Below are 15,361 nucleotides of genomic sequence, written 5' to 3' on the forward strand. Positions count from 1 at the left end.
TGCTATCTTTACAGGATTCTCTTTCGTATTATTTCAAATACTCTTTTAGCGGGCAATCACTCTTTTTCAACCCTTCAGCAATACTTTTGGCGTTCATGTGCGCTCCTTTCAAAGAAGTATGTGTATGGTCGTGATTGTAGTAAGCTGCAGCTTTCTTCACACCTTTCTTTTCAAGTTTATCGGCACTAATCTTATTCAAGTCAATGAAATAAGCTCCCGTAGCTTCCGCAGCTTCACGTGTCCACTTGCCAAAAGACTCGGTATTACGTTCTATTTTTCCATCTTTCCATTTGTTGCGTGGCGTATGACTAAGAACGATGGGAATGGCACCTTTCTCCTGAACATCCATGATGAACTTTCGAAGATACCAGCCGAAAGTATAAACAACTTGATATTTGCCTGTCTTTTCCATTAGAAAGACTTTGCTCTCATCTCCCGAACCGCGCAATTCGGCACGGGCTTTCCCTTTGTTTATATCTCCTGCATCATTATGTCCGAACTGAATCAGAACGAAGTCCCCCGGTTGCAAGGCATTGTATACCTTATCCCAACGACCTTCATCGAGGAAAGTACGTGCACTACGTCCTGCCATCGCACGATTTTCTACAGAAATTTTATTTAGATTGAACTCGTCAGCAATTACGCTTCCCCAACCCCACATACCGTTTTTGTCTTTATCTTCATTTCTGACCGTACTATCTCCGATAGTAAACAATACCGGACGTCCCTCTTTCCGACTGGAACCTGTCACTGTATCTTTCTCAACAGGTTTCAGATAATTGGCTAATTCCAGTCCTTCATACGCACGTATTCCGTCAGCAGCAGATTCAGCATTTACTTTAGCACCGAAAGCACTTGTATGTATACGGTCGATGTAGAACATATATTTCACCTTATTCTTGCCGAACTTTTCAAATTTGCGGGCACTGATATCATTCAAATCAATAAAAGGAACATGCTGTTCTTCGGCTACTTGCTTTGCCCACAATCCAAAAGTCTTGTTGACACGTGTGATGATGGTGCTGTCTTTGTCTTCCCAAGCATTGCGGGGAGTAAGCGAAAAAAGGATCGGATGAGCACCTTTGGCTTTTACATCTTGAATGAAACGACGCATATATTCCCCGTAGGTATATACGGTTTCTTTTACTCCGGTTTCTTTAATCGTTACGTTCAGTGTATCTTTGCCAATTCCGGGAATGGAAGCACGGGCACGTCCGCTGTCGTATGGGCCGTTGTCATTGTGCCCTAGTTCGATGATAACCCAGTCTCCCGGGCGTACTCCTTTGATTACATCCGGCCATAAACGGTTATAGAAAGTACGGCTACTGGTTCCACCCAGTGCATGATTTTCTACAGTAATCCGGTTAGAGTCGAAATAATCGCCTGCATAATAGCCCCATCCCCATTGTCCGTTGTTGCCGTTTCCTAAAGTTCCGGTACGCATGGTAGAGTTACCTACCAGAAACAGAACAGGGTTGTCACCTTTCCGGCTCGAACCGGCTTCCGGTCGCGAGGTACGTGCTTTATTCAGGCTGTCCAGCGTGTTGTCAATTACTTGATTGACATCTGCCATGGGAGCGGAAACTTTATTTTGCGCTTGCAGTTGCAAACTGAATGTAATGGCCGTCAGCCAACATATATACGGGAATAATTTGTTTTTCATGAATCTGTTTTTTTGAAATCCCTCACTGACCGGTGTCTAAACAGTCAGTGAGGGAACTAGCTACTAACTAACCTCTAACTAAACCTAATGAATGATTATCTTTAAACCTAATGAAAAAACTGTCTATGTTATTTTAATTTATAAACTTCTGTTCCGGCAAGCAGGAAACAACCGACTCCGTAGTCTTCAAAGTCGGGCACACTCTTATAAGTAACCGGCTGTCCGTCTTTAGGCTCTTTGCCTGTTCCCTGCACATATCCCAGGAATCCGTTCGGATGTACGGCATCTTTCACCATAGCGTTCCATGCTTTTAAAAGGACGGGAAGATATTCTCTGCGGTCGAGTAATCCGTTGCGCACTCCCCAAGCCATACCGTATACAAACAGTGCTGTTCCGGAAGTCTCTTTACCTCCGAAGTTCGTCGGATCATGAAGACTCACATTCCAGAAACCATCTTCACGCTGACATTTTTTAAGTGCTTTGCTCATAGCGAGAAAATCATTTATATAGTCCTGGCGATGTGTTTCATTAGTAGGGATTTCATCCAATACCCGTACAAGAGCTGCATATACCCAGCCATTTCCACGACTCCAGTAGCAATCTTCTCCATTCGGTTCTTTGTAAGGAGGATCAAAGTCCTGATCGCGCCACCATAAGCAATCTTTAGGATTATACATTCCGGCTTCTCCGTGCACGTTACGAGTGTAAGAATACATATCCCACATCTTATCATAGTATTTCTGTTCACCGGTCATTTTTCCAAACTTTGCGTAGATTGGCATTGCCATTTGGATAGCGTCAATCCACCACCAATCGTTCACCTGGGGAGTGTTGACTACCATATCGATACTTGCTTTTATATTCCGGATCATATTTGGGTCGGACGGACACATATTATAAAGGTCGATATACGTTTGTCCGCAGCAATGGTCGTCTGCGTTACGGGTCGTATTGCCGTTTCTCATTCCCCATTTGTGGAAATCAGCCCAATCGTAGGCATACTTATAATAATCCTCACGCGGGTAAATGCCATACAGAGCCATTAATCCTTCATAATATACGCCTCTCGTCCATATATTGCTTGGACGGACTCTGCCATAGAAAGAAGGCAATGTGTAATCGGCATACTTTTTCATAAAGTAGTCGTTTACTTTTACGATAGTCTCTAAAGTCTCTTTTTGTGCAGGTAACTCTTGTGCCATGACCGGCTTTCCTGTCATAAGACAAAGAAGGGTTACTGTAAAGAATGAGAGTAGTGATTTCTTCATGGTGAAATAATTCTGTTTTATTAATTGGGTGTTCATTCTAATTTTCATTGGCAAAGATAAGGGACGCACTTTTCTTTTTCAATGGATTTCCGTTCAGATATATTCATTTTTGTTCACCAGGTAGTTATAATGCGGTTTAAAAGTGGGCTATATGATGATTTCTACATAGATATGTACAATATTCTATTTTATAAGTAGGCTGTGCCGCTTACTTTTGTGTTGTAAATTGATTAACGATAAAACTATGAAATGCATAAGTGCTTTTTTAAGTCTGTGTCTGATAGCTGCTTTTGTAGTGGCGCAGCCGAACTATGACTTTTCGAAACTGAAACGCGAACATTTGGGACGCGGTGTAATTGCCATCAGAGAGAATCCATCTACTGTTGCCGTGTCTTGGCGTTATCTGTCCTCCGACCCGATGGACGAATCTTTTGATGTTTATAGAAACGGTGAAAAGGTAAACAAATATCCGATAAGAAATGCGACTTTCTTTCAGGATATATATAAAGGTACGGAATCCGTACTTTATACCGTCAAAGCTATCCAATCAAAAACGGAAAGCTGTTATCAATTGCCGTCCGATGCTCCGGCAGGTTATCTGAACATCCCGCTGAATCGTCCTGAAAACGGTACGACTCCGGCAGGACAAAGTTATTTCTATGCTCCTAATGATGCCAGTATCGGCGATGTAGACGGTGACGGGGAATATGAGATTATCTTGAAATGGGATCCGTCGAACGCACACGATAATTCGCATGACGGTTACACCGGAGAGGTATATTTCGATTGTTATAAATTAAACGGGCAACATTTATGGCGCATTAATCTGGGACGTAATATACGTGCCGGTGCACACTACACCCAGTTTATGGTGTTTGACTTCGATGGTGACGGTAAAGCGGAAGTAGTAATGAAAACCGCCGACGGAACAGTGGACGGAAAAGGAAAAGTGATTGGAGATGCGCAAGCTGACTATCGGAATGAACAGGGACGTATTTTGACCGGACCGGAATATCTGACTGTCTTCAACGGACTGACAGGAGAAGCGATGCAAACAATTGATTACGTACCAGAAAGAGGAAACCTGATGGACTGGGGAGACAATCGTGGTAATCGTAGTGACCGCTTTTTGGCTTGCGTTGCCTATCTCGACGGCATCCATCCTAGTGTTGTGATGTGTCGTGGGTATTATACCCGTACAGTATTGGCAGCATACGACTGGAATGGAAAGGAACTGAAAGAACGCTGGATTTTCGACAGTAACCATCCCGGTTGTGAAGACTATGCCGGACAAGGTAATCATAACCTTCGGGTAGGTGACGTAGACGGTGACGGATGCGATGAGATTATCTACGGTTCGTGTGCCATCGACCATAACGGCAAAGGGCTGTACACAACGAAGATGGGACATGGAGACGCGATTCATCTGACTCATTTCGATCCTTCCCGCAAAGGGTTGCAAGTATGGGACTGTCACGAAAACAAGCGTGACGGAAGTACGTACAGAGATGCGGCAACCGGAGAAATTCTTTTCCAGATAAAAGATAGTACAGATGTCGGGCGTTGTATGGCGGCTGATATTGACCCGACCCATCCGGGCGTTGAAATGTGGTCTCTTGCTTCCGGAGGAATAAGAAATATAAAAGGAGAAGTGGTGAAAGCCCGTGTCAGAGGATTGTCATGTAATATGGCTGTCTGGTGGGACGGTGATTTACTGCGCGAACTATTGGATAGAAATATAGTCAGCAAATATAATTGGAAGAAAGGAGTCTGTGAGCGTATAGCCATTTTCGAAGGAGCTCTTTCCAACAACGGAACGAAGGCAACACCTTGCCTGCAAGGGGATATTGTAGGCGACTGGCGGGAAGAAGTACTGTTGCGCACAGCCGATAATACCGCTTTGCGGCTTTATGTCTCTACCATTCCCACTGATTACCGCTTCCACACCTTTTTGGAGGATCCTGTTTATCGCATCAGTATCGCTACCCAGAACGTAGCTTACAACCAGCCGACACAACCGGGATTCTACTTTGGACCGGATTTGCAGGGAACCCTATTCAGAGGATGTAAAATACCTAAAAAATAAAATATGAATATTCGTATCATAGCCATTGCTTTGTTGCTGATAGCTTTGCCTGTCAGCGCACAGAAAAAGAAAACTGTAGTGAATGACTCAAACACCCCTTTGCATTTATTGCAACCTGCTTATCAGGGCACGTATGGTGATTTGACACCGGAACAGGTAAAGAAAGAGGTAGACCGTGTATTTGCTTATATAGATAAGGAGACTCCCGCCCGTGTGGTAGACAAGAATACGGGTAAAGTGATTACCGACTATACAACGATGGGAGAGGAGGCACAACTGGAGCGTGGAGCTTTCCGTTTGGCAAGTTATGAATGGGGAGTGACCTACTCTGCCTTGATAGCGGCATCCGAAGCTACGGGCGACATACGCTATATGGATTATGTACAGAATCGTTTTCGTTTTCTGGCCGAAGTAGCACCGCATTTCAAGCGTGTTTATAAAGAAAAGGGTACAACGGACCCGCAGTTGCTTCAAATCCTCACTCCGCACGCACTGGATGATGCGGGAGCCGTATGCGCGGCGATGGTGAAAGTCCGTTTGAAAGATCCCTCGCTTCCTGTGGATGAACTGATACGGAATTATTTTGATTTCATCATAAATAAAGAGTATCGTCTGGCAGATGGAACTTTTGCACGCAACCGTCCGCAGCATAACACTCTTTGGCTGGATGATATGTTTATGGGTATTTCGGCAGTAGCACAGATGAGTTATTATGACAAGGAGCAAAAAGATAAATATCTGGCAGAAGCAGTGAGACAATTCCTGCAATTTGCCGACCGCATGTTTATCCCCGAAAAAGGATTGTATCGTCACGGATGGGTGGAAAGCAGTAGCGATCATCCTGCTTTTTGTTGGGCGCGCGCCAACGGTTGGGCTATGTTGACGGCTTGCGAACTGCTCGACGTTCTACCGGAAGACTATCCTCAACGTGCGAAAGTGATGGATTATTTCCGGGCTCATGTACGTGGAGTGACAGCCTTACAAAGCGGAGAGGGACTTTGGCACCAACTGCTCGACCGGAATGATTCTTACCTGGAAACTTCCGCTACTGCGATATATGTATACTGCCTGGCACACGCCATCAATAAAGGATGGATTGACGCCATTGCTTACGGACCGGTTACTCATCTGGGATGGCATGCCGTAGCCGGCAAGATAAATGCGGAGGGGCAAGTGGAAGGAACCTGTGTCGGTACGGGAATGGCTTTCGACCCTGCTTTTTACTATTACCGTCCGGTCAATGTATATGCGGCACATGGTTACGGACCGGTTCTTTGGGCAGGTGCGGAAATGATTCGCTTGTTGAAAAATCAATATCCACAGATGAATGACAGTGCCGTTCAATACTACCAGGTGAAACAAAAGACGACAGCACCTATTTTTGCTATCGACACAGAAGAAAAGAAAGATTAACTTTAAATAGATTGAAACCATGAAACGAGAAGCATTTAAAATGTATTTGAAACCCGGATGTGAAGCCGAATATGAAAAAAGACATGCTGCCATCTGGCCCGAACTGAAAGCACTGCTTTCACAGAATGGAGTGTCGGACTATTCGATTTATTGGGATAAAGAAACAAATATCCTGTTTGCTTTCCAAAAAACGGAAGGGGGAGCAGGTTCGCAGGATTTAGGTAATACGGAAATCGTACAGAAATGGTGGGATTATATGGCGGATATCATGGAAGTGAATCCGGACAATTCACCCGTATCCATTCCTTTGCCGGAAGTATTCCACATGGATTGAGTTTTCAGTAATTCTATCAGTCTGTAATTATTTAGACGCGGATTACACGAATGACGCGGATTTTTTATTCTTAAATCTGTGTCATTCGTGTAATCCGCGTCTAAATAATGGTAGTAATTGCTCTTTAGCATATCCGCTTCCTACTATTTAATGGAGTGTTTCTTTTATTATCTCAACTATCTTGATTATTTTTGTCCAACATTTATTATTAATCTTGGAATCTTTATGACGCAAAGACACCTTTTAGTTTTCACTTTCCTTGTTAGCTTTGTACTGAATGCTTATAGTGCAATAGAGCTTCGTTCTACACAAATGAGAACTAGTGATGGTCTTCCCAACAACTCTATCCGATACATCTATCAGGATAGCAAAGGCTTTTTGTGGCTGGCTACCTTGAACGGATTAAGTCGTTATGATGGCAACTCTTTCCTGACCTTTCGTCCGGAAGCTGGAGATAAAGTGTCTTTGGCCGACAACCGGATTTACGATCTCACAGAAGATAAAGATGGCTTTTTATGGATTTCCACTACACCTGAACTATATAGCTGCTATGATTTGCAACGTGCCCGTTTTGTTGATTACACGGGTTGCGGTGAGTTAAGGCAGAATTACTCTACTGTATTTGTTACAGCCAACGGAGACGTATGGTTATCACATCAAGGCAATGGTTGCCGACGTATGGTGCATCAGAAAAACGGTGAAATGACATCTACCGTATTCAGGACAGAACGTGGAAACCTGCCGGATAACCGGGTGAAATTCGTGAATGAAGATGCCAGCGGACGTATCTGGATCGGCACTCAATGCGGATTGGTTTCTGTCTCCAACGGACAATATCGGATAGAAGACCGGTTGATTCATTTCACTTCTTCTCTGGCTTATAAGGATGACATGTATTTCCTTACGGCAGATGGAGATATTTATTATTACCATTCGGCTACGCAGAAGATGCAGAAGCTGGCTGCCCTTTCAACCGTTGCAGGGCAGACGTCGCCTACCGGAAATTTCTTGTTGAAAGATAAATGGATGATTCTGACTACGACCGGAGTATATACATATAATTTTGCGACCGGAGAAGTAGCCGCTGACCCCCGTCTGAATATTAAAAAGGGCGAACTGATTCGCGACAACCACGGAGACTATTGGATATATAATCATACAGGACACCTCACCTATGTGGTTGCCGCAACCGGTGAAAGTAAAGATTTCCAGTTGATCCCTCAAGATAAGATCAGTTACATCGACTTCGAACGTTATCATATCGTACATGATTCCCGCGGAATCATCTGGATTTCTACCTATGGGAATGGGCTTTTTGCTTATAACACAGCCGAAGATAAACTGGAACATTTCGTTGCCAACATCAACGATCAAAGTCATATCAGTTCGGATTTCCTGCAATATGTCATGGAAGATCGTGCCGGTGGCATCTGGGTAGCTTCGGAATATTCGGGTTTATCCCGCATTTCAGTGTTGAATGAAGGAACTTCCCGCATCTATCCCGAGTCCCGTGAACTGTTCGACCGTTCGAATACCATCCGTATGTTGACCAAGATGTCTAATGGCGATATTTGGGTAGGTACGCGTAAAGGCGGACTTTATACCTTTGACGCAAATCTTCAGTCGAAAATGACGAATCAATATTTTCATTCCAATATTTATGCAATCGCTGAAGATCGCCAGGGACGGATGTGGACTGGAACCCGTGGTAATGGATTGAAGGTGGGAGATACCTGGTATTATAATACCCCGTCCGACCCAACTTCATTGTCGGATAATAACGTTTTTGCTATTTATCGCGATCGTAAAGACCGTATGTGGGTGGGTACATTCGGCGGAGGGCTCGAATTGGCTGAACCTACTTCTGACGGGAAATATAAATTCCGGCATTTCTTCCAGCAAACGTTCGGAATGAGGATGGTGCGTGTGATAGAAGAAGATGAAAACGGAATGGTCTGGGTAGGAACCAGTGAGGGGATTTGTATCTTTCATCCGGACTCACTGATTGCGGATGGTGATAATTATCATCTCTTCAGTTATACAAACGGAAAATTCTGCAGTAATGAAATCAAATGTATCTATCGTGATACGAAGGGACGTATGTGGATTGGTACTTCCGGTTCGGGACTGAACCTCTGTACGCCGCAGGACGACTATCATTCATTGAAATATGAGCATTACGGAACTTCCGAAGGGTTGGTCAACGATGTGATCCAGTCTGTTCTGGGAGATAGAAAAGGAAACCTTTGGGTAGCGACTGAATATGGAATTTCCAAGTTCACCCCGTCCACCCGTTCTTTTGAGAACTATTTCTTTTCTTCCTATACTTTAGGAAATGTGTATAGTGAGAATAGTGCCTGTATGCGTGAAGACGGGAAATTGCTTTTTGGTACAAACTATGGATTAATTGTGATCGACCCTGAAAAGATACAAGATAGTGAAACGTTTTCTCCGGTTGTTTTCACTGATTTGTACGTCAATGGGACCCAGATGAATCCGCAGATGGAGGATTCTCCTTTAAAACAGTCTCTTGCTTATTCGGATGAAATTACGCTGAAATATTTTCAAAACTCATTCCTGATAGATTTCTCCACTTTCGACTATTCGGATAGCGGACATACGAAATATATGTATTGGTTGGAAAACTACGACCAGGGATGGAGTGCTCCTTCTCCACTGAATTTCGCCTCCTTTAAGTACCTGAATCCGGGAACCTACATACTTCATGTCAAGTCCAGCAATGGATCGGGTATATGGAACGACAGTGAGACTACACTGAAGATCGTAGTCGTCCCACCGTTTTGGAAGACTAACTGGGCAATGTTGTGCTATGTTCTGTTATTGATGGTAGCCTTGTATTTTGCCTTCCGCATCGTCCGCAACTTTAATGGTTTGCGTAACCGTATTAACGTAGAGAAGCAACTGACTGAATATAAGCTGGTCTTCTTCACCAATATTTCTCATGAATTCCGTACGCCGCTTACTTTAATCCAGGGAGCTTTGGAGAAAATTCAGCGTGTCACGGATATTCCGCGCGAATTGATATATCCTCTGAAAACAATGGATAAGAGTACGCAACGTATGTTGAGACTCATCAACCAGTTATTGGAATTCAGAAAGATGCAGAATAATAAACTGGCGCTTTCTTTAGAGGAAACAGATGTCATCTCTTTCCTTTATGAAATATTTTTGAGTTTCGGCGACGTGGCGGAACAGAAGAATATGAACTTCCGTTTCTTGCCTTCGGTGCCATCTTATAAGATGTTTATTGATAAAGGTAATTTGGATAAGGTGACTTATAACCTGCTTTCAAATGCATTTAAATATACTCCTTCCAACGGAACGATTATTCTTTCGGTGAATGTGGACGAAGGGAAGCAAACATTGCAGATTCAGGTTTCGGATACGGGAGTGGGGATTCCTAAAGAGAAACAGAATGAATTGTTCAAGCGGTTTATGCAGAGTAATTTCTCCGGTGACAGTATTGGAGTCGGTCTGCATTTGAGCCACGAACTGGTGCAGGTGCATAAAGGTACGATTGAGTATAAAGACAATGAAGGTGGCGGTTCTGTATTTACCGTATGTATTCCGACAGATAAGACGGTGTATTCGGAGAAAGACTTCCTTGTTCCGGGCAACGTATTGCTGAAAGAGGCAGACGGTCACGTACATCATTTGTTACAGCTTTCGGAAGAGCTTCCTGACCCGGAAAAGATGGCTGCTCCTTTGAACAAACGGAAAGTGCTGATTATTGAAGATGATAATGATATCCGTGAGTTTCTACGGGAAGAAATTGGCGCATACTTTGAAGTGGAAGTGGCTGCCGACGGCACGTCCGGATTTGAAAAGGCCCGTACGTATGATGCCGACCTGATTATCTGTGATGTTCTGATGCCGGGAATGACCGGATTTGAAGTGACCAAGAAACTAAAAACAGATTTTGATACGAGTCATATTCCCATTATCCTTCTGACTGCGTTGAACTCACCGGAAAAGCATCTGGAAGGAATTGAGGCAGGTGCGGATGCATACATCGCCAAACCATTCAGCGTTAAACTGCTGTTGGCACGTGTATTCCGTTTGATCGAACAGCGTGATAAATTGCGTGAGAAGTTCTCCAACGAACCGGGTATTGTGCGACCGGCTATGTGTACTACCGAACGGGATAAAGAATTTGCAGACCGCTTGGCTGCCATTCTCGAACAGAATCTTGCCCGCCCGGAATTTTCTATTGATGAGTTTGCGCAGCTTATGAAGTTGGGACGAACCGTTTTTTATCGGAAATTACGCGGCGTAACAGGATATTCGCCTAATGAATATTTGCGTGTGGTGCGAATGAAGAAAGCGGCGGAGTTGTTGCTGTCAGAAGATAATCTAACGGTTGCGGAAGTCTCTTACAAGGTAGGCATCAGTGATCCTTTTTATTTCAGCAAATGCTTTAAAGCACAGTTTGGGGTGGCACCATCGGTTTATCAGCGTGGTGTGAATAATGAAGGAATAAATGAAAAAAATGAGTGATAAGGATTCAAAAAGGAACGGTATGAAAAGAAGAGATTTTGTTTGCTTGGTATCATAATATATTCTAAAATTACTGCTTGTCTTGTAATTCACGCAATACATCATTTATAATATAAGTATCACTCATTAGATGCAGTCCGTAACGGGAGTCATGTAACATGGCACATACATTCGTTTCATAAAACAGATTTAATGCTCTTTCCGGGCTTATCTCCAATCGGGCTGATAATAATAGGACGATGCGACTGATTTTTCTCCAAAGTACTTGTTCTCTCATTTGTTACCTCCTTTTCTGTCCATAGTATCCAGTGGAAAACTATTATCAAAATGTAGATATGTATCAATGAGTTGCTGATTGAGCAAACATATCTGATGATTAGGTTGTGCATATACCAATTGCCCGAGGGCTTGCTCTATGGTGATAATGTCGTTAAGGTAATCTTCTATGGTGTCAATAACCCGATCGTTTGCTACGCCTCCTTCTATAATATCATAATCTTTCCAAGGCTGTTTTCCATTCCTACTAGCGACAATAAAATTCAACCAATGCTGATCGTAAGCATCAAAACGAAGTAGCTTGAATCCAGCTTTTATAGCTGCATCCATATCAAATTCGTATACATTAATCCATGCAGTAGTACTTGCCCGTAATAGTTGTACGCGGGCAGCCCACTGTTCTGCTTGTGAGCGTAGTGAGGTTAGATAAAAACCTCTACCGAAATCTAAATCGGCACGTCCCACTTTGGCTAAGGGATGCTCTATAGAAAGGGTGGAGCCATGATAAAGTGTTATTTTCATCCCTTCTCGCCCTCCTGTGCCTCCCAGTTCTTCAAAGCCTCGACCACATCCTCGCCTACATGTTTTAGACTTTGTGTGTGCATCACTTCGTAATTGTCCAGTAGAAGACGTTTGATTAGATTCATTTTCTCTAAACGTCGGCGCATTTCCATAGGAGAAATTCCCATTTCGCGTGCTCCAGCTTCTATTGCCATGACTGCAAAGTGAATCTTTTCACTTTCTAGGATATCCGGTTGTTTACACATAAGCGTTAAAATTCAGTTTATGAACAAAGATACTTGATGGCAGGCAAATAAACAACATTGCCGGAACTTTTTTATTTGATTGTTTCGAGAAACTCAACTTCGATGATTCTCAACTGGTGTTTGCTACTGCTTTTTTCCAATTCCATTGTATTGGCCGCTATAGCCTCTACTTCGATAATCTGTCCGAAAGCATCTTTGTCACTGGTGTTTCCTTTCAAGCGGATGGTTATCGTATTAGCACGTACGGGCTTTTCTACATTGAGATGAATATATCCCAGGCTTTTATCCGTGTTTCCGCTCCAAATCAAGGTGTTGCCGGCATATACTTCCAGCGGGTAACTTCGTGAACGCCATCCTTGCAGTTTGATGCATATATCGTCTATTTCGGCATCTCTTTCCAATGTATAGGTAATCCATGCAGTGCTTAGTTTACCGTCATTCTTCCATTCGGTCAGTTCGATATCATCGTAGCTTTTTTCAGCATCATTATTGTTGGAACCGGCTTTTGCCGAAACGATTCGTACACCCTTTTTGCTGTCTTTGTAAGAAGGGGTAGAAGGTGTTTCTCCTCTATCCAGTCTGCCTTTCAAAGTGGCCTGCGGAAGATAGGTACTCAAACCTCCGGTCACTTTTACAGGCACCGTTTCCAATGTGAGAGAGGCACTTAGAAGTCCTTTAGCCTGTGCTGTCAGAGTTACTTTTCCGGCAGCCGTCGTGCTGCGGATCAGTGCGCGGTTGATACCACATTCTACCGGAAGGTTTGTATCAAGAATATGATTGTTTTTACCTTGAGCAATACCTCCGCGCCATTCCGCCTGACCCTTGAGTGTGAACTGAATAGTGCGGTTGTCCAACGGACAACGTTGTCCGTCTTTATCTACCACTTCCACCTGTATCAATGTCATATCCGCACCGTCTGCATGAAAGCCTTCGGGGTTTTGGATAGCGGTAAGTTTCAGACTGGCAGGTTCACCGGCTGTATTTACAGCATAACGACTGATTTCTTTCCCTGCTTTATTGTAGCTGACAGCTTCCAGTTTGCCCGGTTTGAAGGCTACGTTGTCGAAAGTAAAGAGAAAATTGTATTGGCGTTTGCCTTTACCCAGGGAGTTACCATTCAGGAAAAGCTCCACCTCTTCTCCGGTAGATACTACCTGCACAGGTTTTACCGTATTATCCGGATAGTTCCAGTGTCCGATGATGTAGGTCTGGTCTTTTTCCGTATCTACCCATCCGTCCCACATTACCTGATGTGCGTAGAAAGCATCTTTTTCGATACGCATCGCGTCCGTCACTCCACTTCTTCGGTAGTTTTCCGCACCCCGGTAGTGGGTATTGGTGTCGGAGAAGATAATTTTAGTACCGCCGGAGCTGACTCTGTTACCCGTTCCGGGACGCTCACGCCAATAATCATACCAGCGGGCTATCATGGTGATGGCAAGTTCATCTTGGTTGCGGTTATAGTCAGTGGCCGGTTGTCCTTTATAAAGTGGTCCGTCACCTTCTTTGTGGAAAGGATAGCTATATTCATCCCAGTACTTTCTTAAACCTTCGTCGCGGCAATATTCGGTCGCCCACATCGGATGATGTTCGCTTCTGTTGATGTACAGCATTTCGCCACCGTATTCCGCTTCGCGGATATCCAACATTTCACGTGATCCGATGGCACGTCCGCCGAACGGGTCGTATTTGTCGCGGACAGCTTTCATTTCTATCATGTGTTCGCGGCTGATGGCTTTGTTGCCACATTCGTAGAACAGGATACTCGGATTATTACGGTTGTAGATAATCGCGTCTCGCATCAACTCCACCCGTTGTTCCCATTGACGTCCTTCACGGTCTTTTTCTGCATCTCCGGCAGGCATTGCCTGTATCAGACCTACACGGTCGCAGGATTCTACATCCTGTTTCCACGGAGTAGCGTGCATCCAGCGAACCAGATTCGCGTTTCCTTTCACCATCAGGTCATTAGAAAAATCGCTCAACCAGGCAGGTACGGACAGACCTACTGCCGGCCATTCGTTGCTGGTGCGCTGTGCATACCCTTTCATTTGGATAACACGGTCGTTCAACCATATCTTTCCTTCCGCGAAGCGGGTCTTGCGGAAGCCGGTGCGGGTACTGACTTCGTCGAATATCTGATTATTATCATCTTTCAAAGCGGTTTTTACCGTATACAAGTAACCATATCCCCAACTCCAGAAGTGAAGATTATGAAGGATGGCAGATGCTTTTACCGTCTTAGTCTCTCCGGCTTTCAAAGTCACTTTATCACCTTGGAAAGTTTTCATTAGTTTGCCGTCGGCATCAAGTATAGTCACCTGATAGCTGAATTGCCGGGTAGCTTTACTGTCATTTCTGACTTCCGATTCGGCATGAATCGTAGCTTTGCGTCCTTGGATGTCGAAGTCTTGGGCATAGACGTATACGCCTGTCGTTTTCAGGTTGCTATATAGGGGAAGAGTCTGATATACATTATCAGTAACGTACAAGAAGACGTTTTTAGGAATACCGCCATAGTTGGCATTGAAATTGCGGTCGTTCCACTGGAACTTAGAGTTAGTTCCTTCTTCTCTGTACATCCAGTCGTTGTCGGTGCGAACGGCAATCACGTTCTCACCCTCTTTGATATGTGGAGTCAGGTCGAACCCTACCGCCATAACACCGTTTTCGTGTCTGCCTAGATAATGTCCGTTAAGATAGAAGTCTCCGCGTTGGCGTACTCCTTCAAATTCGACGAATACTTTCTGATTACTTTTCAGTTCCGGAATCTGGAAACTCTTGCGATACCATACCACTGTATCTGTCAATTGTTCAATGGAAAGTTTGAATGCTTCATCTTCATTGAAGGCATGGGGCAAAGTTACTTGTTTCCATTTACTGTCGTCGAATTTTGTATCTTTGGCTTTAGGAAAGTCTCCTATCCGCAGCTTCCATTCGCTGTTGAAATTGTATTTTTTGCGTTCGGATGCCTGTATATTAATGGCGGACAGTATAGCCAGGAGAAATGTGAAAAGAAATAATTTGTGTTTCATG

The 15,361-nt window shown here is 44.0% G+C and carries 10 protein-coding genes; 4 read left to right on the forward strand and 6 right to left on the reverse strand.

Annotated elements, in window-relative coordinates; translation table 11 throughout:
* Positions 1 to 28 precede the first annotated feature (28 nt).
* Both KQP79_RS00615 and KQP79_RS00620 read right to left on the reverse strand, forming a co-directional pair.
* Complete coding sequence (locus tag KQP79_RS00615) at positions 29 to 1,663, reverse strand: rhamnogalacturonan acetylesterase (protein WP_004308494.1); 1,635 nt, start codon at positions 1,661 to 1,663, stop codon at positions 29 to 31.
* Positions 1,664 to 1,791: 128 nt separating this feature from the next.
* Entirely contained in the window at positions 1,792 to 2,931 is a 1,140-nt protein-coding gene (locus KQP79_RS00620; RefSeq protein ID WP_008642231.1) for a glycoside hydrolase family 88 protein, read from the reverse strand.
* 244 nt (positions 2,932 to 3,175) lie between these two features.
* Here KQP79_RS00620 and KQP79_RS00625 point away from each other — a divergent pair, with 244 nt between their 5' ends.
* The 4 genes from KQP79_RS00625 (at position 3,176) to KQP79_RS00640 (ending at position 11,282) form a co-directional block, all read left to right on the forward strand.
* Entirely contained in the window at positions 3,176 to 5,017 is a 1,842-nt protein-coding gene (locus tag KQP79_RS00625) for a rhamnogalacturonan lyase (RefSeq protein WP_004308496.1), read from the forward strand.
* A gap of 3 nt (positions 5,018 to 5,020) precedes the next feature.
* On the forward strand, positions 5,021 to 6,430 hold the full coding sequence (locus KQP79_RS00630; protein WP_061448045.1) for a glycoside hydrolase family 105 protein: 1,410 nt from the start codon (positions 5,021 to 5,023) through the stop codon (positions 6,428 to 6,430).
* A 19-nt stretch (positions 6,431 to 6,449) separates the two neighbouring features.
* Positions 6,450 to 6,764, forward strand: coding sequence for an L-rhamnose mutarotase (gene rhaM, locus KQP79_RS00635; protein WP_004308498.1), 315 nt, complete (start codon positions 6,450 to 6,452; stop codon positions 6,762 to 6,764).
* Between the two features lie 225 nt (positions 6,765 to 6,989).
* On the forward strand, positions 6,990 to 11,282 hold the full coding sequence (locus KQP79_RS00640; protein ID WP_032855813.1) for a two-component regulator propeller domain-containing protein: 4,293 nt from the start codon (positions 6,990 to 6,992) through the stop codon (positions 11,280 to 11,282).
* A gap of 70 nt (positions 11,283 to 11,352) precedes the next feature.
* Here the strand turns inward: KQP79_RS00640 and KQP79_RS00645 are convergent, their stop codons facing one another.
* The 4 genes from KQP79_RS00645 to KQP79_RS00660 form a co-directional block, all read right to left on the reverse strand.
* Positions 11,353 to 11,559, reverse strand: coding sequence for a DUF3791 domain-containing protein (locus KQP79_RS00645; RefSeq protein WP_004308500.1), 207 nt, complete (start codon positions 11,557 to 11,559; stop codon positions 11,353 to 11,355).
* Positions 11,556 to 12,080 carry a DUF3990 domain-containing protein gene (locus tag KQP79_RS00650; protein WP_004308501.1) on the reverse strand — a complete coding sequence of 175 codons (525 nt, stop codon included), beginning with the start codon at positions 12,078 to 12,080 and terminating at the stop codon, positions 11,556 to 11,558. The genes KQP79_RS00645 and KQP79_RS00650 overlap by 4 nt, the downstream gene beginning before the upstream one ends.
* Complete coding sequence (locus tag KQP79_RS00655) at positions 12,077 to 12,325, reverse strand: DUF3791 domain-containing protein (RefSeq protein WP_004308502.1); 249 nt, start codon at positions 12,323 to 12,325, stop codon at positions 12,077 to 12,079. Before KQP79_RS00655 ends, KQP79_RS00650 begins: the two co-directional genes overlap by 4 nt.
* Before the next feature lie 71 nt (positions 12,326 to 12,396).
* Positions 12,397 to 15,360, reverse strand: coding sequence for a glycoside hydrolase family 2 protein (locus KQP79_RS00660; RefSeq protein WP_004308503.1), 2,964 nt, complete (start codon positions 15,358 to 15,360; stop codon positions 12,397 to 12,399).
* Between the last annotated feature and the right edge of the window lies 1 nt (position 15,361).

This window comes from Bacteroides sp. DH3716P (genome assembly GCF_025914115.1).
GTDB classification, from domain to species: Bacteria; Bacteroidota; Bacteroidia; order Bacteroidales; family Bacteroidaceae; genus Bacteroides; species Bacteroides ovatus.